Genomic DNA, 18,165 nt, shown 5'->3' on the forward strand with positions numbered 1-18,165 from the left:
CGCACCCATCTGACTCTATACCCCCCTCCTTCGATTACACCGCCCAATAAAAAACACACGGGATAGGCTCCTGCCGCATACATTGCATTAAAGGCGTTTACCCATTCGCATGTGCAAAAGGAGACCGAACTATGTGGTATGATCCGTATGCTTCCGGCTATGCGCCGGATGGCAGCGCAGGCGCGCCCTTGGTGCGCGCAGGCGGCGATTGCGGCTGCGGAGGGCCTCGCGCCGTGACGCCGCTGCATCCCGCTCCCCCCGGGCCGGGAATGATTGGACCGGGCCTTGGACCAGGGCCATTCCCGCCTCCGCCAGGGCCGGGGCCATTCCCGCCTCCACCGGGGCCAGGGCCGTTCCCGCCTCCACCGGGGCCGGGGCCATTCCCGCCTCCGCCAGGGCCGGGGCCATTCCCGCCTCCACCGGGGCCAGGGCCGTTCCCGCCTCCACCGGGGCCGGGGCCATTCCCGCCTCCGCCGGGGCCGGGGCCATTCCCGCCTCCACCGGGGCCAGGGCCGTTCCCGCCTCCACCAGGGCCGGGGCCATTCCCGCCTCCGCCGGGGCCGGGGCCGTTCCCGCCTCCACCGGGGCCGGGACCATTCCCGCCGGGGCCAGGGCCGTTCCCGCCTCCACCGCCGCCGGGACCATTCCCGCCGGGGCCGGGGCCGTTCCCGCCGTTCCCGATTCCGATCCCGCTGCCGATTCCACTGCCGCCGGGACCGGGCAGATTCGTCACCGTCGTAGTGAACGGCGGCATCGCCTTCCCATGGGTGACGAACTCGTACCGCATCCCGCACTTCCCCGGCCAGACGATCTATCAAGCGCTGGCCGCGACAGGCTCGGTTAGATTCGGTCCAGGCGGTCGGATCGTATCCGTCGGCGGCGTATCCATCGGCGGGGGCGTACTCGTTCAGCTTCTGTTGAACGGACAGCGTATTCCGCAATCGCTGCTCAGCTTCCCAGTGCATGCTGGCGACGTGGTAGCCGTCCAGCTCTTCCTGGCCGGCACGGGCCAGCAGCGCGAAGATTACGCGCAGCCGATCCATAACGAGGCGTACACGAACCCGCTCCAGCCTGGGGCATACGGCGAATACAGGGCGGAGAACGAAGAAGCAAACGAAGGCTAGCGATTAGCCAAGAAGAAACAACTAGAAGAGGCCGTGCGGGAAAGATGTCCCGCACAGCCTCTTTTTGACGATATCACAAGCTTCAACGCACACCGTCACTTCGCTCTCTGACTATGGCGCGTAACGCGCGAGCTTCCGCATTACGCCTCGTTCCGCCTAAGCGTAAGTCCGCGCAGCCACCCTCTGAACCACTCTGCCCTGCGGCCGTTCACTTCTTCGGCATAATCATCGCCGGCAACTGACAGCACATAGCCGCTATCGGTGACGTAGAAAGTCGAATACCGGGATACGAAGTACTTGCCCGCAAGTCTCCCTGCGTCTTCGCCCGCTTTTGCGACCCCTGCAATGACCCGCATTCCCTGACGCAGCATCGGATCTGCCCCTTCCACTCGCGCGCTGATGATGAGTTCAATCTTCGCAGGCACGACCTCTCCTTCAATGCGCTTCAATACCTCCACGGTAATAACGTGGTACGCTTGGATCCCCCAAACATTCGTCTCCAGCACCGAAGGAGGCGCAATCACTTCCGCCTCTATATAAGAGTCCGCCTTGTCCGCCACTTCCTCAAACTCCGGGATTTGTAATTCAATAAGTTCCGGATAGTACGTATTCGCCGGGTAAGTTGTCCGTAAGGTACGTATTTGCTCAGCCGTTAGCCTGGATTCCAAAGTCCGCTCGCGCACGAATAGCCCCGCAGCTACCACTAAACAAACCACAGACGCAAGAACAATCAGCCATCTTTTACGCCCCACCTCCGCCTCTCCCCTCAACCGCGTCAAACACGAATTCAGATCCGCGAACTCCGCACCTCTCATAACCGATTTTGTCTTAGTTAAATCTTACCATCCCGCTCCAGTTAGGATAAATGCTTTCTTGCTCCCCACGGCGCATAGTCATTCTTCTGCAAAACAAAAAGCCCCAAAGCCAAATAGGCGAGGGGGCTTCCCTTATGAATTCATTCCTTGCATCGATGCTATAACGACGGCTTACTTCTGCCCGTAATATGCGTTCTTCCCGTGCTTGCGCAGGTAATGCCGGTCCAGCAAATGCTGGTCCATCGGCTGTACGCCCGGATTGAGCGCGAACGTATGCAGCCCCATCTTCGCCACTTCCTCCACGACGACCGCATTGTGAACCGCATTGTGCGGGTCCTTGCCCCACACGAAAGGCGCATGGCTATTCACCAGCACCGCCGGAACAGCGGCCGGATCAATACCGCGAGTGCGGAACGTCTCGATGATAACGTTGCCGGTCTCGAGCTCGTAAGCGCCTTTAATTTCCGCCTCGGTCATCGCCCGGGTACATGGAATTTCGCCGTAGAAGTAATCGCCATGCGTCGTGCCCAGCGCCGGAATCGCGCGTCCAGCCTGCGCCCAGCTCGTCGCCCAAGGGGAATGCGTGTGGACGATCCCGCCGATCGATTCGAACGCGCGATAGAGCGCCACGTGCGTCGGTGTATCCGAGGAAGGCCGCAAGTTACCCTCCACGACGTTCCCTTCCAAATCCACGATGACCATTTGCTCCGGGCGCAGCTCCTCGTAAGGCACGCCGCTCGGCTTAATGGCGACAAGACCGCTCTCGCGATCGATGCCGCTTACGTTCCCCCACGTAAAAGTGACCAGTCCGTACTTAGGAAGATCCATATTCGCTTCCCATACGGCTTGCTTCAAAGATTCCAACATCAGAGCTCCTCCTTGTTCCGTTAACTTGATCGGACATGATTCTCGTTGACTGCTGGTCTCATTATAACTTGTACGTACAAGTGTGTCATCTCTTATTTTGCGGGCTCGTCCTCGCGGGCGGCTGCCGTCGATTCCCGAATGATCAGCTTCGGTTCGTATACGACGTCGCCTGAAGCGCCGCGCCCGTGCTTGCCGCCGATCAGCCGCATGAGCATCGCTACCGCGTCCTCGCCCATCCGCGTCTTCGGATGCTCGAGCGTCGTCAGCTTCACTTCCGTCGCGGTCGCCAGCGTCGCGTCGTCGAATCCGACGATCGACAGGTCGCTTGGCACGGCGAGTCCGCTGCGGCGTACGATGTCGAGCAAGCGCACGGCCAGCTCATCGTTGTAGCAGACGATCGCCGTCGGCCGCTCGCCTGGACCCAGCGCGAGCAGCGCCTCGAGCGCCTCGGCCGGTTTCGTCAGCTTCTCTTCGGTCGTATAGCGGAGCAAGCTTCCGGTCGCAAGAGGCAGCCGGCGCTCCCGCAGGCAGCGCATGAAGCCGCGCATCCGGTGGACGCCCTGGAAATCGTCGGTCTTGAAGAAGCCGGCGATTCGCTTGTGTCCAAGCTCGGCCAGATGTTCTGCGGCACGATAGCCGCCCAGCTCGTCATCGACCTTCAGGCATGGCGCGTCGACGTCGCTGTAGCGCTCATTAAGCATGACGTACGGGATGCCTCTGGCCTCCAGCGCCAGGAAATAATCGAAGTTCGGGTTGCCCTCGGCGCTCTTGGTCGGCTCGATAATGAGTCCGCCAAGCGGCTCGCGGAGCATCGACTCCAAGCTTTCGCGCTCCTTATCCTTCTCATTGTCGGTGCTGGCGAGCAGCAGCCGGGCTCCCTGCGCGCGCAGCGCGGATTCCACCCCGCGAACGATAGTCGGGAAGATATAGTCCGAGATGTGGGTCGTCATCAGACCGACGGTCAACCCCGGCGGTTCCGCCGGCTTCCGTCCGTTCTCCGGCATGGAATCGGCGACGAACGTCCCTTTCCCCTGCACGCGATAGAGCCAGCCCTCCGCCTCGAGGTCGCCCAGCGATTGGCGCACCGTCTGCCGGCTCATGCCGGATTGAGCGGCGATCTCGTGCTCGGACGGCAGCTTGTCGTGCGGACTGAACTGTCCCGCCGCGATCCACGAGATAATCTGTTCCTTTAACTGTCTATATTTTGGGGGTAGCTGTTCTTTCACATCGCACCTCACTGTTCGGTAATCCAACTTGTATGATTGAAGTATAACACGCCGCCAACTTGTACGTACATAATTGTACAAGACGAATCAGCGTTCGCCCATCTGTCATTGGCCTAGCGAGGTTCACTCCACAGAACGGCAAATTCCTCCATAGGCAGAGAAGCCCGTACAAAATATGATTCAGCTATTGCGCGAACGGCTCTGGACAAAGACCGAGAGCCGGGGCAAGCCCTCGGCTCTCGATCTTTGGATTATGGTTCGTCCGGGTTCTCGCGCTTCCATTCCGCCGCGCTGCGGCGCGAGCGTGCTCGAAGTCGAGGTCGATCATGACGACATACGGCTTGCCCGCACGGTCTAGCCGGGGCTGTCTATGCCTTGAGCCGCTCGATCATGTAGGCTCGGACATCGTCTGCCAAATCTTCCCGCTTCAGCGCCAGATCAATCGTCGCCTGCACGAAGCTGAGCTTGTCGCCGACGTCGTACCGGGTGCCCCCGAAGCGATAAGCGGCGAGCGGCTTCGCCATGCCCAGCTGCTGAAGGCTATCTGTCAGCTGAATCTCCCCGCCTTTGCCCGGCTTGGCGTTCTCCAGCAGCTCGAAGATCGCCGGTTCCAGCACGTAGCGGCCCATGACCGCGATGTTCGACGGCGCTTCGCCCGGCGCCGGCTTCTCGACGAGCGAACGGATAAGCCCTGGCGACTCCGGATACAGCTCGGCAATCCCGAATTTATAAGTCTGATCCCATGGCACCTCCATCAGCGCCACGACCGACGTCTCGCGCTCGTGATGCAGATCGATCATCGACTTCAGACACGGCGGGTCGGACTGCAAAATATCGTCGCCGAGCAGGACCGCGAACGGCTCATTCTCCACGAAGCTGCGTGCGCTCAACACCGCATGGCCAAGTCCGAGCGGCTCCCGCTGGCGAATGTAGCAGATGTCGGCCAGATGCGAGATGCCGCGCACGAGCTCCAACAGCTCCGCTTTCCCGTGTGCCTCAAGCTCCGCCTCAAGCTCGTACGATTTGTCGAAATGGTCTTCGATGGCCCGCTTGTTCCGCCCCGATACGATTAGAATGCGCTCGATGCCCGAGGCGACGGCTTCCTCTACGATATATTGAATGGCCGGCTTGTCGATCAGCGGCAGCATCTCTTTGGGCTGCGCCTTCGTCGCCGGCAGAAACCGGGTGCCAAGTCCCCCGGCCGGTATAATCGCTTTGCGTACGCGTTTGCTCAACTTCTTGTTCCTCCCCCGCAAAAGGTCATCGTATAAGCTTCATTCTACTCTTCTCTGGAACGAACATCCATAGCCGTACAACCTTTCCACCCACCTAAGATCGCCCGATTTTCAAAGTTTCAAAGGATATCGGTTGAGCGTCCGCCATTTGACTTCCGTTCCCAGATCATGACAAACTTGTGGGAGTGGCTGCAACTAACGTTCCATGACTTGACTTTAAAGAGCGAAGGAGTGTCTTGCTATGCTGTTTACCCGAAACCTGCGAACATCCCGCCGCGACGAAATGATCGACATTACGCGCGAGGTCGCTTCGATCGTCTCGAAGGAGGACATCCGGGAAGGCCTTGCGGTCGTCTACTGCCCGCATACGACTGGAGGCATTACTATCCAGGAGAACGCGGATCCCGACGTCAAACACGACGTGCTGATGCGGCTGGACGAGATCTATCCGTGGGAGCATCCCAAATACCGGCATGCCGAAGGCAACACCGCTTCCCATCTGAAAGCCATAACGACCGGCTCTTCGCAAACCGTCGTCGTTCAAGACGGCAAGCTGCTGCTCGGCAGATGGCAGGGCATCTACTTCTGCGAATTCGATGGCCCGAGAACGCGCGAGTATGTCGTTAAGCTGATTAAAGGCTAATAGAAGTAAGGCCGCCCAAACATTTTGCTTGGCGCCTCCTCATCCACCATTTCCGCCGCGTGCGGGAAGTGGAAGAGCGAGGCGTTTTTTATTATTGACATATTTGCTTATTTATAATAATTTTAATTTAGTAATTATTTTATACATCACCTGTTTTGCATTCAAACAACAATCGTGTCCCAGTAATGTGATTGGAGGAAGCGCCCGATGGAACAGATCATCATTCTCGGCTCCGGCCATTCCGGCCTCGCCGCCGCCATATACCTGGCCAATGCCGGCTATCAGCCGCTTGTCGTCGAAGAATGTCCCTCTAACTTCCGGTTCATTCCGGCAGCGGAGGCGCCGCGTCCCCAAGATTGTGCCGAGTTCGCGCCCGATAGCGTGACGCTATCGTCCGGTAGCTATAGTGACACACTCGCATCCCTTAGCGATACGCACACACCCGGTAGCGACATGCTCGCCGCGATGCGCCTGCAGGCCAGACGGATCGGCGTTCGATTCCATACCGGGCGCATGCCGCAGCCAAAGGGCAATCCCTTCCGGTTCGAGCTCGAACCCGGCGTAGCGGTATCTTCGCGGTCGATTATCATAACGAACGGCAAAATGGCAAACCATATGGATATCCTTGGCGAGCGCTTGAACGAAGAGCTTCTCGAGCCCGCGTTCGCTGGCGGGGACGGCTTCTTCTTGCAGGGACGCCAGATGATGGTCGGCGGGAGCGGCGCTGCCGCCTTCGAGGATGCGCTCTTCCTGACGCGCTTCGCCTCCGAAGCCCGTCTCGTTCACCGGCACATGAAGCAGCGCGCCTTGCGGCTCAGCCAGGAAGAGGCCCTGACCGCTCCAAGCACGCGGTGGACAATGGACATGATGCCGATTGAAGTCATTCCCGGCGAGCTGGGGCTGCACGGGTTGAAGATCCGCATGCGGGCAAACCACTCACAGCCGCAGTCTTCGCCAAGCGGCAGCTTTCCGCTTTCGACTCCGCGCACACGCGTAATTTTACCGCATGAAGCCCCTCTCGTTCCCGACGAACGAGGGATACCGCTGGCGCCTCGGGGTACGACGGCAGCCTATCCCCCCGGTATTTTCTCGTGCCTGGACAGCCGCGAATCCCGCAGCGCCTCTCCGCTTCAGGCCGCTGCGGCGGGATGCCTGGCCGCAATCCGCTGCGAGCAATTCCTCACCTTGAAGGCGGCGGCCGTCTAACGATTCAAGACCACGGCGCCGGTGTAAAAGAAAAGTAGTCCAACCTATTTAAATAAAGGAGTGTTGACCCATGGCAACAGCAACTTCCACGAAAAACGTACAGGAAATTCTCAATAAACAAGTCGCGAACTGGAGCGTGCTCTATGTGAAGCTGCACAACTTCCACTGGTATGTGAAAGGCTCGCAGTTCTTCACCCTGCACGTGAAATTCCAGGAGTTCTACGAGGAAGCGGCGCTGCATGTCGACGAGCTGGCCGAGCGCTTGCTGGCCATCGGCGGCAAACCCGAGGCGACGATGAAGCAATACCTCGACACCTCCAGCATCAAGGAGGCCAAAGGCACCGAGAGCGCAGAGCAAATGGTCGACGTGCTGATCGACGACTTCGGCACCGTGATCGACGAGCTGAAGGACGGCATGGAGAAAGCCGAGAAAGCCGGCGACGAGACGACAGCCGACATGCTGCTCGCGATTCACAGCACGCTCGAGAAACACGTGTGGATGCTGAAGGCGTTCAACGGACGCTAAGCTAATCGGCTAAGGAGCGCTCCGAAGGGCCACCAGGAATTCGAGTTGATGCCCATTCGCGGACCGACAGGGAAGCGAATGGGCTTCAATGCGTATAAATCAGGCTCTCGTCAATGTAACGGCTTGAATCCCGACATATTCGCCATGCGGCGGCATGCGAAATACAGCGCGAAATAAATGGGCGCGGGTTAGCGTAACCAGCTTGTTCCACTCCCATGTTGCGCGCACCGATACGTGAAACAAGCCCGTGTATCCCCCAAGGCGGGGATACACGGGCTTGTTGCCGTTCGATTGATCGCTGAGAGCGCGGCAATTAAACCGGCTGTGGCGCCTGCTGGCTGAGTGCGATCGCCTGCTCCAAGTCGGCCAGAATATCACGGATCGATTCCGTGCCGATCGACAAGCGAATCAGCCCCGGCGATACGCCCGCCGCAAGCTGTTCGTCCGGCTTCAACTGCGCATGGGTCGTGCTCGCCGGATGGATGATCAGCGACTTGGAATCGCCGACGTTCGCCAAGTGCGAGAACAATTTCGTCGCGTGAATCAGCTTCTTGCCGGCGTCGATGCCGCCTTTAATCTCGAAGGCGAGGATAGCGCCTTGACCGTTCGGCAAATACTTCTGCGCCAGCGCGTGCGACGGATGGCTCGCAAGCCCCGGGTAGCTCACCCAAGCCACGTCCGGATGACTCTCCAGGTACTTGGCAACCTCGAGCGCATTGGCGCTATGGCGTTCCAAGCGCAGATGCAGCGTCTCCAGCCCTTGCAGCAGCAGGAAGGAATTGAACGGCGACAGCGCCGACCCGAGATCGCGCAGCAGCTGGACGCGCGCTTTGATGATATAGGCAAGCGGCCCTACCGCTTCGGTGTACACGACGCCGTTGTAGCTCGGATCCGGTTCGGTCAAGCCGGGGAACTTGCCGCTCGCCGCCCAATCGAAGGTGCCGCCGTCCACGATGACCCCGCCGATCGAGGTGCCGTGGCCGCCGATGAATTTCGTCGCGGAGTGAACGACGATATCCGCTCCATGCTTGATCGGCTGGAGCAAATACGGGCTCGGGAACGTGTTGTCGACGATAAGCGGGATGCCGTTCTCGTGCGCGATAGCCGCTACCGCCTCGATGTCGAGCACGTCGCCTTTCGGATTGCCGATCGTCTCGCCGTATAGCGCCTTCGTCTTATCCGTGATCGCCTTGCGGAAGTTCTCCGGATCGCTCGCATCGACGAACGTCACTTTAATACCAAGCTTCTTGAGCGTATGGGCGAACAAATTATACGTTCCGCCGTACAAGCTCGATGATGAGACGATCTCATCTCCGGCTTCGGCGATATTGAGAATCGAGAACGTAATCGCGGCCTGCCCGGATGCGAGGCCAAGCGCCCCGACGCCGCCTTCCAGCGCGGCAATCCGCTGCTCGAATACGTCCGTCGTCGGATTCATGATACGGGAGTAGATGTTGCCGAATTCCTTCAGCGCGAACAGATTGGCCGCATGGTCCGTGTCGCGGAAGCCGTACGAGGTCGTCTGATAAATCGGCACGGCCCGCGACAGCGTCGCCGGATCATATTCCTGCCCTGCGTGTATAGCCAGTGTTTCCAATGCGTAATTCGGTTTGTCGCTCATCTTGAATTCCCCTTCTCATCTGAATTAGGAACGCGATTATGCCGATTCTTGGATGGCTCTTCCATATTCGTATTCTTCGGCCGAAGCCGAATCCCTGCCGACCTTCAATTCTAATAATTCACACCCAAATACTTGGTTTTAATGTAGCTTAGCACTTTCTTCCAAATCCCGTCAACTGTTTTTTTGCCGTTCTCCGCGTAGACGCCGACTCGTTGCCGCAGGCTGGGCAGATCGCGCTTCGGCGCACGCGCGCCCAACGCCGCAACTCTCCGCCTTGGCGCATGAAGAAAAAGCCATCGGCCCGCTGCTGGCGGGTCGATGGCTGTTCCTCGCGCTTTAAGCACGCCTTTCACTTCGTTAATTATGCATGCGTCTAACGATTCATCCCGTTAACGCTGCTTGTTCGCTGCAATCTGTTCGGCCAGCTCGTTCAAGTACGCCCAGCGGTCCATCAGCTCCTCCAGCTTCGCTTCGAGCTGCTGCTGCTCGGCAACGAGCTGCTGCAGAAGCATCGAATCGCTGCTGGACTCATCCATGCGCTTGGCGACGGCCGCGAGCGCTTCTTCGATCTTCGCGATCGTATCGTCGATCGTCTCGAATTCCTTCTGCTCCTTGTAGGACATCTTCGTCGGTCCCGCATTCTCCGCCGCACGTGCCGAAGCTGCCGGCGCTGCGTTCGACGAAGATTTGCCAGCTGCTTCAACCTGTGCTTTGCGTCCGGCTTCCGCCGCCTGGTTCTCCGCGAATTCCGAATAGTTGCCAACGTGGTGCGTCACGACGCCATCGCCCTCGAAGGCGAGAATTCGGTCGACCGTCCGGTCCAGGAAATAGCGGTCATGGGAGACGACGAAGACGACGCCCGGGAAGTCGTCCAGGTAATCCTCGAGCACGGTCAGCGTCTGAATATCCAGGTCGTTCGTCGGCTCGTCCAGCAGCAGCACGTTCGGCGCATCCATCAGCACCCGCAGCAGCTGCACGCGGCGCTTCTCGCCGCCGGATAGCTTGCCGATCGGCGACCACTGCATCGTCGATGAGAACAGGAATCGCTCCAGCATTTGGCCCGCCGATATCGAGGAGCCGTCCGCCGTCGTGATCCGTTCGGCGCCTTCCTTGATATAGTCGATCACGCGCATGGCGTCGTCCATCTCTTCGCGCTCCTGCGAGAACACGCCCAACCTCACGGTAGGCCCCAGCTCCACCGTCCCCGCGTCCGGCGTCAGCTGGCCGGAGATTAGCTTCAGCAGCGTCGATTTGCCGAGTCCATTGCGCCCCACGATGCCTACGCGGTCCTCCGGCACGGCGATATAGCTGAATTCGCGAATGACCGTTCGTCCTTCGAACGATTTCGTGATCCCTTCAATCTCGACGATCTTCTTGCCCAGCCGCGCGGACGCCACCGACAGCTCCAGCTTGCCGGACGCCTTCTCCGGCGCCGCATCCTTCAGCGTCTCGAACCGTTCGATGCGCGCCTTCTGCTTGGTCGTCCGCGCCTTCGCCCCACGGCGCATCCAGGCCAGCTCATTGCGGAACAGGTTCTGGCGCTTCGCCTCCGAGGCCGCTTCCCGCTCCTCCCGCTCGAGCTTCAGCTCCAGGAAGCGGCTGTAATTCGCCGTATAGAAATACGCCTTGCCCCGATCCAATTCGAGCGTCCGGTTCGTCACCCGGTCTAGAAAATACCGGTCATGCGTAATCATAAGCAAAGCGCCTTTGCGCTTGGCCAGCATTTGTTCAAGCCAAGCGACCGACTCGTTGTCGATATGGTTGGTCGGCTCGTCCAGCAGCAGCACGTCGGCCGGCTGAATCAGCGCCGCCGCCATCGCGACACGCTTGCGCTGGCCGCCGGACAGCGTGCCGAGCTTAGCGTCGAAGCGCAGGATGCCAAGCTTCGTCAGCGCCGTCTTCGCTTCGCTCTCGATTGTCCACGCATCCAGCTCGTCCATCCGCTGGTTGGCCCGGACAAGCTTCTCTTGCAGCGACGGGTCGCCGCTGTTCAGCGCAAGCGCCGCAAGCGCTTCGGTATACGCGCGCACCGCCTTCATCGGTTCGGAATCGCCCGCGAGCACGTGCTCAAGCACCGTCGCTTCGGGATCGAAAGGAGGATCCTGCGCAAGCAGCTGCACGGTCACGCCGCTGGCCGTCATGATCGAGCCGGAGTCTGGCTGCTCCAGTCCCGCCACGACTTTCATGAAGGTAGACTTGCCCGTTCCGTTGACGCCGATAATGCCAATTTTGTCGCCAGCCTCGATGCCGAACGCGACGTCTTCGAACAGCATTTTCTCGCCATAGCTTTTCGTTATATGATCAACCGTTAATACGTGCATGTTTCAACCGCCTATCATCTAATGTAGAGACGTCCGTCTCTCCTCTGGCCAACCCTTCGCTTTAACTTTATACGAAGAGGCTTGTGGGGGCAACCAGGCAGTACCGGCTAACGGCCGGTAGATGGTATCTTACGGGGTGATCGCCGGAAGCCTCTCAAGATTCCCGCCCTCGATGCAACGCTCAATGAAACCGCGCACCATGCAAAAAACAGCGCCGCAGGGTGCTTATCTCGCACAACCTGCAGCGCTGCTGCCTACTTACTTCTATTGCTAAACGTTACGACCGGCTAATTACGCCAGCACTGCTTCGCGCTCCGCGCGTGCGTACCGGACTTCTTCTGCACGAGCTGCGATTGCCGCCATCGTGCGCACCGCCTCGAGCGGGTATTTCCCTGCGGCCGTCTCGCCGGATAGCATAACCGCATCCGTGCCATCCCAGATGGCGTTTGCGACGTCGCCCGCTTCCGCGCGCGTCGGGCGCGGCTGCTGCTGCATCGACTCGAGCATTTGGGTCGCCGTCACGACGAATTTGCCGGCTTTGTTGCACGCGGCGATCATTTGCTTCTGCGCGATCGGCACGTCTTCGATCGGAATCTCGACGCCGAGGTCACCACGGGCGACCATGATGGAATCGGATGCCGCGATGATCGCTTCCAACTCATCGAGACCTTCCTGGTTCTCGATTTTGGACATCACTTTAATGTGGGAAGCGCCTGCGTCCGCCAGCATCTTCTTCACTTCGAGCACATCCTCCGCACGGCGAACGAACGACATCGCGATGATTTCCACGTTGTTGTCGATGCCGAATTGGATATGCTGCTTGTCGCGCTCCGTTACGCCTGGAAGCGATGTGCGGATACCTGGCAGGTTAACGCCTTTGCGCGATTTGATGATGCCGCCGTTCAGAATCGTGCAAACGACGTCCGACCCTTCGATGCGCTCGACGGCGAGCTCGATCAGACCGTCGTCGATCATGATGCGGGAGCCGACTTTCACGTCCTTGGACAAATCATAGGATACCGAGATCCGGTCGATCGTGCCTGCAATTTGCTCCGTCGTCAGCGTCAGCGTCCCGCCGCTTTGCAGCAAGTACGACGGTTCCGCCAAATTGCCCGTGCGAATTTCCGGTCCTTTGATATCCAGCATCATTTCAATTGTGGTATTCTTCTTGCGAGCGGCTTCGCGCACGAGCACGATACGTTCCTGGTGATCGTCCAGCTCGCCGTGCGCCAGGTTCAGGCGGGCGATGTTCATCCCCGCGTCGATCATGTTCTCCAGCATCTCCGGGCTCAGACAAGCCGGTCCCATCGTACAAACGATCTGTGTTTTCTTCATTGCGTTGTCCACTCCTGTCAAATACTATCGTTCTTTGTCTTCCGTTAGGTCTATTGTATAGGAGCGGCTGTTCAAGATCGATGAACTATAGTACAGTAGTTATACTATAGTCCGATAATAATTGAGGCGAGGCCATGTTCAGCATTTTTCATATCGGCGAGGAACGGGGCATCCTTCGTCAAGACCGGCGCAGGCTGGGTAATGACAGTTACCTGTTTCTGTGGGTCCGATTCGGACGGGTGACGTTGGAGATCGCCGGCAAGCCTTACGCCTGCGGCAAGAACGAGCTCCTGCTCGTGCCGCCCGGGCGGACGATGTTCGAGCTCTGTGGCGAAGGCGGCATCCGGGATGCGATCGCGATCCGGTTCAGCCCGGCAACCGCGGAAGTCGCCAGCCAACTGCCTCTTCTGGGGGCGGTCAAGCCCTTGGCTTGGACAACCCGCATGCCCGAGCTCATCGACGAGAAGCTGCTGCAGCTGACGGGGCATTGGAACGAACGCGGGTCCTACTACTCCGTCTTGTGCAGCGCCGTGCTGGCGGAGGTGCTCGTCCTCATTAGCCGCGAGGTCGATACCGGCGCGAAGATGCCGTCGACCGTCCAGCATGCCGAGCGGATGAAACGGTATATCGACGAGCATTACCGGGAGAAAATCACGAAGCTGGAACTCGGCCGCTGCGTCGGCGTCAGTCCGAACTATGCCGCCGCGCTCTTCCGCAGCGTGACGGGGCTGACCATTAGCGACTTCGTCCACCGCAAGCGGATGAAGACGGCGCAATACTTGCTCCGCCACTCGCAGCTTACGGTACAGGAGATTTCCGAGCACCTCGGCTACAATGATCCGTCCTACTTCAACCGGACGTTCAAACGGACGGTCGGGCGCCTGCCATCGGAGCTGATCGCGGAGCGAAGCCAGCGGGAGTGAGGCGTTGCGGCGCGCGGGACAGGCTCAATTTTGATAAAAACGACGAATGTAGTTCATATTGGCCTTAGGGGCCTACCTAATCGGAGAGGATGATGGCGATGAACATCAATATTTTGAAGGCGGAGTTGAAATACACCGGGAAAGAGGACGGCTACCTGGGCTTCGTCCATTTTGCGGTCGAAGGCCATAAATCGGACTACGAGCTGACGCTCAAGAGCAAAAACTGCGAGGACTGGATGTACAGCCTGAATTTCCTGAGCGGTCCGGGCAAAGAAATCCAGATCAACAAGGTGGAGGAGCAGATCGAGGAGAACGACGACCTGTTCGACACGCTGATCGATGCTGCGCTGGATGCGCTGGAGAAGGCGAAGAGCGAGGATGGCGAGCAGGCTTAGCATGTACAGGAAGTTTCAATAGCCTATGAGCCCCTTAAAAAAATCAAATGGCGTCACGGGGCGTACCTCGGTGACGCCATTCACCGTCTTCGATTCATTGCGAGTTTCTTCAGCAAATTATTTACAGCGAAAGCTGAACGCACATGGCAAAGAGAAGTTGCAACGCTTTACCTAGCTATTCCTTTCGATATTTCAACCACTCATTCCGACCTATCGTTGATTTGTTATGTCTCAGATTTTAGTAGTGATGAGATTGTATCCTGACCGATCTTCCGTCTCAAATATGTGGATACAACCACAAGCAATACAATGACACCAAACAAGGTTAACGCAAGTATACGGCAATAAACAATCATCGGATAGGATAATTGGTTAAAATATAGAAATGCTATGTATAATCCTGAACTGACGAATGTAGAAATGGAAAAGTAAACAAAAACCTCTAGCAACAAAAAGCTGTATATATCTTTTAGCCTCATTCCGAGCGACCGGTATATGCCCCAGTACCTCTTTCGCACCTGGTACTTGCCGTTGAGAATGGTATATATGCAGGTAATAGACAATAGAATCGCAACGTAAAATGTCAATGCACCTGACCGGTAGATGAAATCGGACATACGCCTCCAATCGCTAATGACCTTCGGTATATACTGAAAGAGACCACCGGGTGTTACCGCCGCTAACGCATAGACTTCGTTATAGATATTCTTGGCATCGGTGTCCGACACGTCTCCGCGGAGATAAATACTCAAGTCTTTGTATCCTTTGGTAATGCCCTGCTGCAGTGCGTACTGTTCATCCAGTACAATTGTTACATCATCGTGGGCAACCACCACATCGTCAGCCGACAATTGGTACGGCGCATTTACTACCTTCGCAATTCGGAACTCCCACTTCTTCACTATAGGGCTGCCCTCCTGGTCAAGGACAATTCTAGATAAGGTTATGTTTTTGCCGAGTAACTGCTTTTGTTCCTCAGGTTGCATATCCGGGCAATAGAGAGCGAGAGAAGGCAGGTCCTTATTCCCCAAATCATTATTCTTATTGAAATTACCCGAAGAATCCAGCATAAATGTTGCGTTTGGTATTATAACATCCTCGTAGAATGTTAACTCCTTTTGCTGGTCAGAGCTGTACTTCTCAATCCAGGAAAGGAGGTAAGGCGTGAGATTCTCTTTTTTTAAGATAGGCATGATATCGAACATGGATGGCTCTTTATCAACCAGGTTAATTCCCTTTAGTGATTCCAGCTTATGTACTTCTTCCGGGGAATAGATAATATCCGGGGAAACACGAACGATGTGACGGTCAATTGTTTTAGAAAAAATATTTTCTTGGGAGGATAGATAATAATCGTCTTCCGAATCCCAAGTTCCTGCCGTTTCCTTAGAAAACGTTACCGAGATTAATATCACCATGATCGAAATAATTATCGTCAACAGCGACAAGAGCGTACGTTTCGGAAATAAAAAAAGTTGTATAGCCAGCTGTTTGATTCGAAATGAATTAATACTTGATATCCATTCAACTGTCCGATGGTTGCCAAGGGCAATGTCTGTTTCGAAGCTTTGCTTCGCGCTCTTATCCTTTAGCGTTCGAACAGACAACAAGGAAGAGACTACAATTACACCATATAATACTACGAGCCATTTTAGAGATCCCGAGCCCATGGCCAACCAATCACTTGACCTCGTTATACCGCTGTTATAATTACCGCTCGTGATGACTTTTTTAAGAATAAGTACAAGCGGTATAGAAAGTAACGTTCCTAGCATAAAAATATAGGAGGTTTGAAACACTGTGAGTTGATACAAGTACTTACTTGTCGCACCTAAAGATTTTAGAACAGCAAAGTTAAAATTACGGTTAGCATTATAAAACGAAATTAACGTCGTAAGGCTTACTAAAGCAACGATTAATATAATGAGCTGCACAACTAGCGACAGCTTCGTTATAATTCCGAAATCCTTTAGGCCGTAATAAATGAGCCGCTCATTCATAAAACCTTGTCCACCGCGATTCATGATTTTCCGATAGGCAGACTCATAATTACCATCACTTGTCATCTTGGAATCATAGGGAATCAAGACGTTTGCGTTGACCTGATTGTCCGAGGCGTTGCGGCCGGCTAATATATTCGGAAACAGCGTTTTCCTTGTATCGACTCCCCATTTTGCAGAGTAATTGTCTACAATGCCAGTCAACTTAAGCTTTCGCGACTCGTTGCCGATATGCAGTTCGTGAATAGTTCCTAGTTTCCAATTGGGGTTCAGAAACTTCAAATAATGGGCTTCAATGGCAACTTCATCATCGGACTTAGGAAATGTACCTGCCAGTAATGATAGATGTCCCAGATCGATGAATTTTTCGTCAATCCACCCTACTGCCGCACTACGATTATTTTTTAAACTCACTGACCCAGTTATTGCAAAGTGCCCGTATGAAACCTCGGATCGACTAGGATATGCTTGATTCATAATTACGCCCGAGAATTCGCCATACTGGGAAAAAGCATATAGCTTCATATTGCGATTAATCATTGTTGTCGAAGAAAAAATGGTTAATACTGTAGTTATGACGATTGAAAAGCTTACCGTCATTAGAATCAGCCACTTTTTTCGTGCAATAAGAAATTTAAATGCCAAATAGAACATGAGTATCCTCCGAGGCCGAAACTTTGCCGCTATCTATTGTAATTTCAATATGATCGGCGTCTATCAGGTGTTCTTCATGCGTGACTATAACGAGAGTTGTCCCCCTTCTTCTAACCGTTCGTACAAGTAAATCTGCGATCATTCTGCTTGTTGCTGTATCTAGGCTTCCCGTAGGCTCGTCTGCAAAAATGATAGCAGGGGACATCATGAGAGCTCTGGCTATAGCCACTCTCTGCTGTTCCCCACCTGATAATTGATAAGTTTTACGTTGCAGCAGTGCACCGATCCCCATTTCTGCGGCTACGTCAAATATCGCATTCGACTTCACTTTTTTCCTCGGATTAAAAAAAACAGGTAGCTTGATATTCTCGTATGCGGTCAGTTCAGGGATAAGATTATACGATTGAAATACAAAACCAAATTCTTCATTCCTTATCCTCGATTGCTCTTGATCGGACAGTTCGTAGAAGGATTTCCCCTCATAAAAAACGGTTCCCGAACTTGGCTTGTCCATCCCCCCGAGTATATTAAGCAGCGTTGTTTTTCCCGACCCGCTCTTCCCTTTAATGATGTATGTTTTGCCTCTCTCTAGCGTAAGCGAACAAGTTGCCAATTCCAAAGTCGCGCTTATGGGATTGTACTTCTTGTTTATACGGTTAGCTGTTAGAATCGCGGTCATTATGCAGTCGTCTCCTTCACCTTTTTCTTTTTATTATGGGTATAGACTCTGAATACAAAACTCGTAATATAATAACCAGCTATACAGCCAATAGTATTTAATATGACATCATCAACATCAATCGATCTTGCTCCTAAACCTATCCAATATAATAACAATTGGACTCCTTCAAATATGAAAGAAATAATTAAAGCGTAATAAAATATAGAATTCACTTGAAATAATCTTATTTTAAACCAGGCATATATACCAAGTGGAACCGTAAGAATCAAGTTACCAATAACATTTTTAATAGCAATATTAACCGAGGGATAACTCGCATATCCTAAAATTGTCTTAAATGGAACTAGGTTGTAGTTTAATGCAGCCATAGGCATGGATCCATAAATCCAAACTATAAAAATTAAAGCAAACACGTATGCAGAGAAGGTATATATATATAACTCTCTAACCATACTGTCACCCTTCTTTCGGACAAAAATGAGCCTTATAACCAAAAAAAGCAATGACGCCGGAAAAACAAATGTTAACATATCCTTTATTATATGCACGAGACTCCTCCGCTAATTATAGTTATTCTATAATTTACCATTTT

Annotated in this window: 17 protein-coding genes; 7 read left to right on the forward strand and 10 right to left on the reverse strand. The window is 55.1% G+C overall.

The window, feature by feature from the left end; all coding sequences use genetic code 11:
- Window positions 1-131: 131 nt before the first annotated feature.
- Window positions 132-1,124, forward strand: coding sequence for a hypothetical protein (locus ACFFSY_RS07570; protein WP_377492287.1), 993 nt, complete (start codon window positions 132-134; stop codon window positions 1,122-1,124).
- A gap of 140 nt (window positions 1,125-1,264) precedes the next feature.
- On the opposite strand, the gene ACFFSY_RS07575 is transcribed toward ACFFSY_RS07570, so the two are convergent.
- The 3 genes from ACFFSY_RS07575 to ACFFSY_RS07585 all read right to left on the reverse strand — a co-directional run bounded on the left by ACFFSY_RS07575 (window position 1,265) and on the right by ACFFSY_RS07585 (window position 4,032).
- A complete protein-coding gene (locus tag ACFFSY_RS07575; protein WP_377492290.1) occupies window positions 1,265-1,684 on the reverse strand; it encodes a hypothetical protein in 420 nt (139 codons plus the stop codon).
- 426 nt (window positions 1,685-2,110) lie between these two features.
- Complete coding sequence (gene araD, locus ACFFSY_RS07580; protein WP_377492293.1) at window positions 2,111-2,806, reverse strand: L-ribulose-5-phosphate 4-epimerase; 696 nt, start codon at window positions 2,804-2,806, stop codon at window positions 2,111-2,113.
- Between the two features lie 92 nt (window positions 2,807-2,898).
- Complete coding sequence (locus ACFFSY_RS07585) at window positions 2,899-4,032, reverse strand: GntR family transcriptional regulator (protein ID WP_377492296.1); 1,134 nt, start codon at window positions 4,030-4,032, stop codon at window positions 2,899-2,901.
- Between the two features lie 175 nt (window positions 4,033-4,207).
- Between ACFFSY_RS07585 and ACFFSY_RS07590 the strand changes: the two genes are divergently transcribed.
- Entirely contained in the window at window positions 4,208-4,390 is a 183-nt protein-coding gene (locus ACFFSY_RS07590; protein WP_377492298.1) for a hypothetical protein, read from the forward strand.
- A 10-nt stretch (window positions 4,391-4,400) separates the two neighbouring features.
- Here ACFFSY_RS07590 and galU read toward each other — a convergent pair whose 3' ends face one another.
- Window positions 4,401-5,267, reverse strand: coding sequence for a UTP--glucose-1-phosphate uridylyltransferase GalU (gene galU / locus ACFFSY_RS07595; protein WP_377492301.1), 867 nt, complete (start codon window positions 5,265-5,267; stop codon window positions 4,401-4,403).
- 241 nt (window positions 5,268-5,508) lie between these two features.
- On the opposite strand from galU, the gene ACFFSY_RS07600 reads away from it, so the two are divergent.
- The 3 genes from ACFFSY_RS07600 (at window position 5,509) to ACFFSY_RS07610 (ending at window position 7,642) form a co-directional block, all read left to right on the forward strand.
- Complete coding sequence (locus ACFFSY_RS07600) at window positions 5,509-5,910, forward strand: secondary thiamine-phosphate synthase enzyme YjbQ (protein ID WP_377492304.1); 402 nt, start codon at window positions 5,509-5,511, stop codon at window positions 5,908-5,910.
- A gap of 207 nt (window positions 5,911-6,117) precedes the next feature.
- Window positions 6,118-7,116 carry an NAD(P)/FAD-dependent oxidoreductase gene (locus ACFFSY_RS07605; RefSeq protein ID WP_377492307.1) on the forward strand — a complete coding sequence of 333 codons (999 nt, stop codon included), beginning with the start codon at window positions 6,118-6,120 and terminating at the stop codon, window positions 7,114-7,116.
- 70 nt (window positions 7,117-7,186) lie between these two features.
- A complete protein-coding gene (locus ACFFSY_RS07610; protein WP_377492309.1) occupies window positions 7,187-7,642 on the forward strand; it encodes a Dps family protein in 456 nt (151 codons plus the stop codon).
- Between the two features lie 313 nt (window positions 7,643-7,955).
- Here the strand turns inward: ACFFSY_RS07610 and ACFFSY_RS07615 are convergent, their stop codons facing one another.
- From ACFFSY_RS07615 to pyk, 3 genes are all read right to left on the reverse strand, one after another.
- Window positions 7,956-9,263: a homocysteine synthase gene (locus ACFFSY_RS07615; RefSeq protein ID WP_377492312.1), complete on the reverse strand. Its 1,308-nt coding sequence runs from the start codon at window positions 9,261-9,263 to the stop codon at window positions 7,956-7,958.
- Between the two features lie 389 nt (window positions 9,264-9,652).
- Window positions 9,653-11,584: an ABC-F family ATP-binding cassette domain-containing protein gene (locus tag ACFFSY_RS07620; protein ID WP_377492315.1), complete on the reverse strand. Its 1,932-nt coding sequence runs from the start codon at window positions 11,582-11,584 to the stop codon at window positions 9,653-9,655.
- A gap of 291 nt (window positions 11,585-11,875) precedes the next feature.
- Window positions 11,876-12,919: a pyruvate kinase gene (gene pyk / locus ACFFSY_RS07625; protein ID WP_377492318.1), complete on the reverse strand. Its 1,044-nt coding sequence runs from the start codon at window positions 12,917-12,919 to the stop codon at window positions 11,876-11,878.
- A gap of 134 nt (window positions 12,920-13,053) precedes the next feature.
- On the opposite strand from pyk, the gene ACFFSY_RS07630 reads away from it, so the two are divergent.
- Window positions 13,054-13,842 carry a helix-turn-helix transcriptional regulator gene (locus tag ACFFSY_RS07630; RefSeq protein WP_377492321.1) on the forward strand — a complete coding sequence of 263 codons (789 nt, stop codon included), beginning with the start codon at window positions 13,054-13,056 and terminating at the stop codon, window positions 13,840-13,842.
- Window positions 13,843-13,940: 98 nt separating this feature from the next.
- On the forward strand, window positions 13,941-14,237 hold the full coding sequence (locus ACFFSY_RS07635) for a hypothetical protein (protein ID WP_377492324.1): 297 nt from the start codon (window positions 13,941-13,943) through the stop codon (window positions 14,235-14,237).
- Window positions 14,238-14,461: 224 nt separating this feature from the next.
- Here the strand turns inward: ACFFSY_RS07635 and ACFFSY_RS07640 are convergent, their stop codons facing one another.
- Genes ACFFSY_RS07640 through ACFFSY_RS07650 form a run of 3 tightly spaced genes read right to left on the reverse strand, consistent with a single transcriptional unit; the run spans window position 14,462 to window position 18,025 of the window.
- Entirely contained in the window at window positions 14,462-16,891 is a 2,430-nt protein-coding gene (locus ACFFSY_RS07640) for an ABC transporter permease (RefSeq protein ID WP_377492327.1), read from the reverse strand.
- Entirely contained in the window at window positions 16,872-17,570 is a 699-nt protein-coding gene (locus ACFFSY_RS07645; RefSeq protein WP_377492330.1) for an ABC transporter ATP-binding protein, read from the reverse strand. Before ACFFSY_RS07645 ends, ACFFSY_RS07640 begins: the two co-directional genes overlap by 20 nt.
- Window positions 17,570-18,025, reverse strand: a complete 456-nt coding sequence (locus tag ACFFSY_RS07650) for a VanZ family protein (protein ID WP_377492333.1) — start codon at window positions 18,023-18,025, stop codon at window positions 17,570-17,572. Before ACFFSY_RS07650 ends, ACFFSY_RS07645 begins: the two co-directional genes overlap by 1 nt.
- Between the last annotated feature and the right edge of the window lie 140 nt (window positions 18,026-18,165).

The sequence above is a fragment of the Paenibacillus aurantiacus genome, assembly GCF_042431225.1.
GTDB classification, from domain to species: domain Bacteria; phylum Bacillota; class Bacilli; order Paenibacillales; family Paenibacillaceae; genus Paenibacillus_Z; species Paenibacillus_Z aurantiacus.

Bases quoted from the DNA above. Each gene is read 5' to 3' on its own strand.
- ACFFSY_RS07630 (WP_377492321.1), top strand. From the start codon at position 13,054: ATGTTCAGCATTTTTCATATCGGCGAGGAACGGGGCATCCTTCGTCAA.
- araD (WP_377492293.1), bottom strand. From the start codon at position 2,806: ATGTTGGAATCTTTGAAGCAAGCCGTATGGGAAGCGAATATGGATCTT.
- ACFFSY_RS07610 (WP_377492309.1), top strand. From the start codon at position 7,187: ATGGCAACAGCAACTTCCACGAAAAACGTACAGGAAATTCTCAATAAA.
- ACFFSY_RS07645 (WP_377492330.1), bottom strand. From the start codon at position 17,570: ATGACCGCGATTCTAACAGCTAACCGTATAAACAAGAAGTACAATCCC.
- ACFFSY_RS07635 (WP_377492324.1), top strand. From the start codon at position 13,941: ATGAACATCAATATTTTGAAGGCGGAGTTGAAATACACCGGGAAAGAG.
- ACFFSY_RS07570 (WP_377492287.1), top strand. From the start codon at position 132: ATGTGGTATGATCCGTATGCTTCCGGCTATGCGCCGGATGGCAGCGCA.
- ACFFSY_RS07605 (WP_377492307.1), top strand. From the start codon at position 6,118: ATGGAACAGATCATCATTCTCGGCTCCGGCCATTCCGGCCTCGCCGCC.
- ACFFSY_RS07650 (WP_377492333.1), bottom strand. From the start codon at position 18,025: ATGGTTAGAGAGTTATATATATATACCTTCTCTGCATACGTGTTTGCT.
- ACFFSY_RS07615 (WP_377492312.1), bottom strand. From the start codon at position 9,263: ATGAGCGACAAACCGAATTACGCATTGGAAACACTGGCTATACACGCA.
- ACFFSY_RS07620 (WP_377492315.1), bottom strand. From the start codon at position 11,584: ATGCACGTATTAACGGTTGATCATATAACGAAAAGCTATGGCGAGAAA.
- ACFFSY_RS07640 (WP_377492327.1), bottom strand. From the start codon at position 16,891: ATGTTCTATTTGGCATTTAAATTTCTTATTGCACGAAAAAAGTGGCTG.
- ACFFSY_RS07590 (WP_377492298.1), top strand. From the start codon at position 4,208: ATGATTCAGCTATTGCGCGAACGGCTCTGGACAAAGACCGAGAGCCGG.
- ACFFSY_RS07600 (WP_377492304.1), top strand. From the start codon at position 5,509: ATGCTGTTTACCCGAAACCTGCGAACATCCCGCCGCGACGAAATGATC.
- pyk (WP_377492318.1), bottom strand. From the start codon at position 12,919: ATGAAGAAAACACAGATCGTTTGTACGATGGGACCGGCTTGTCTGAGC.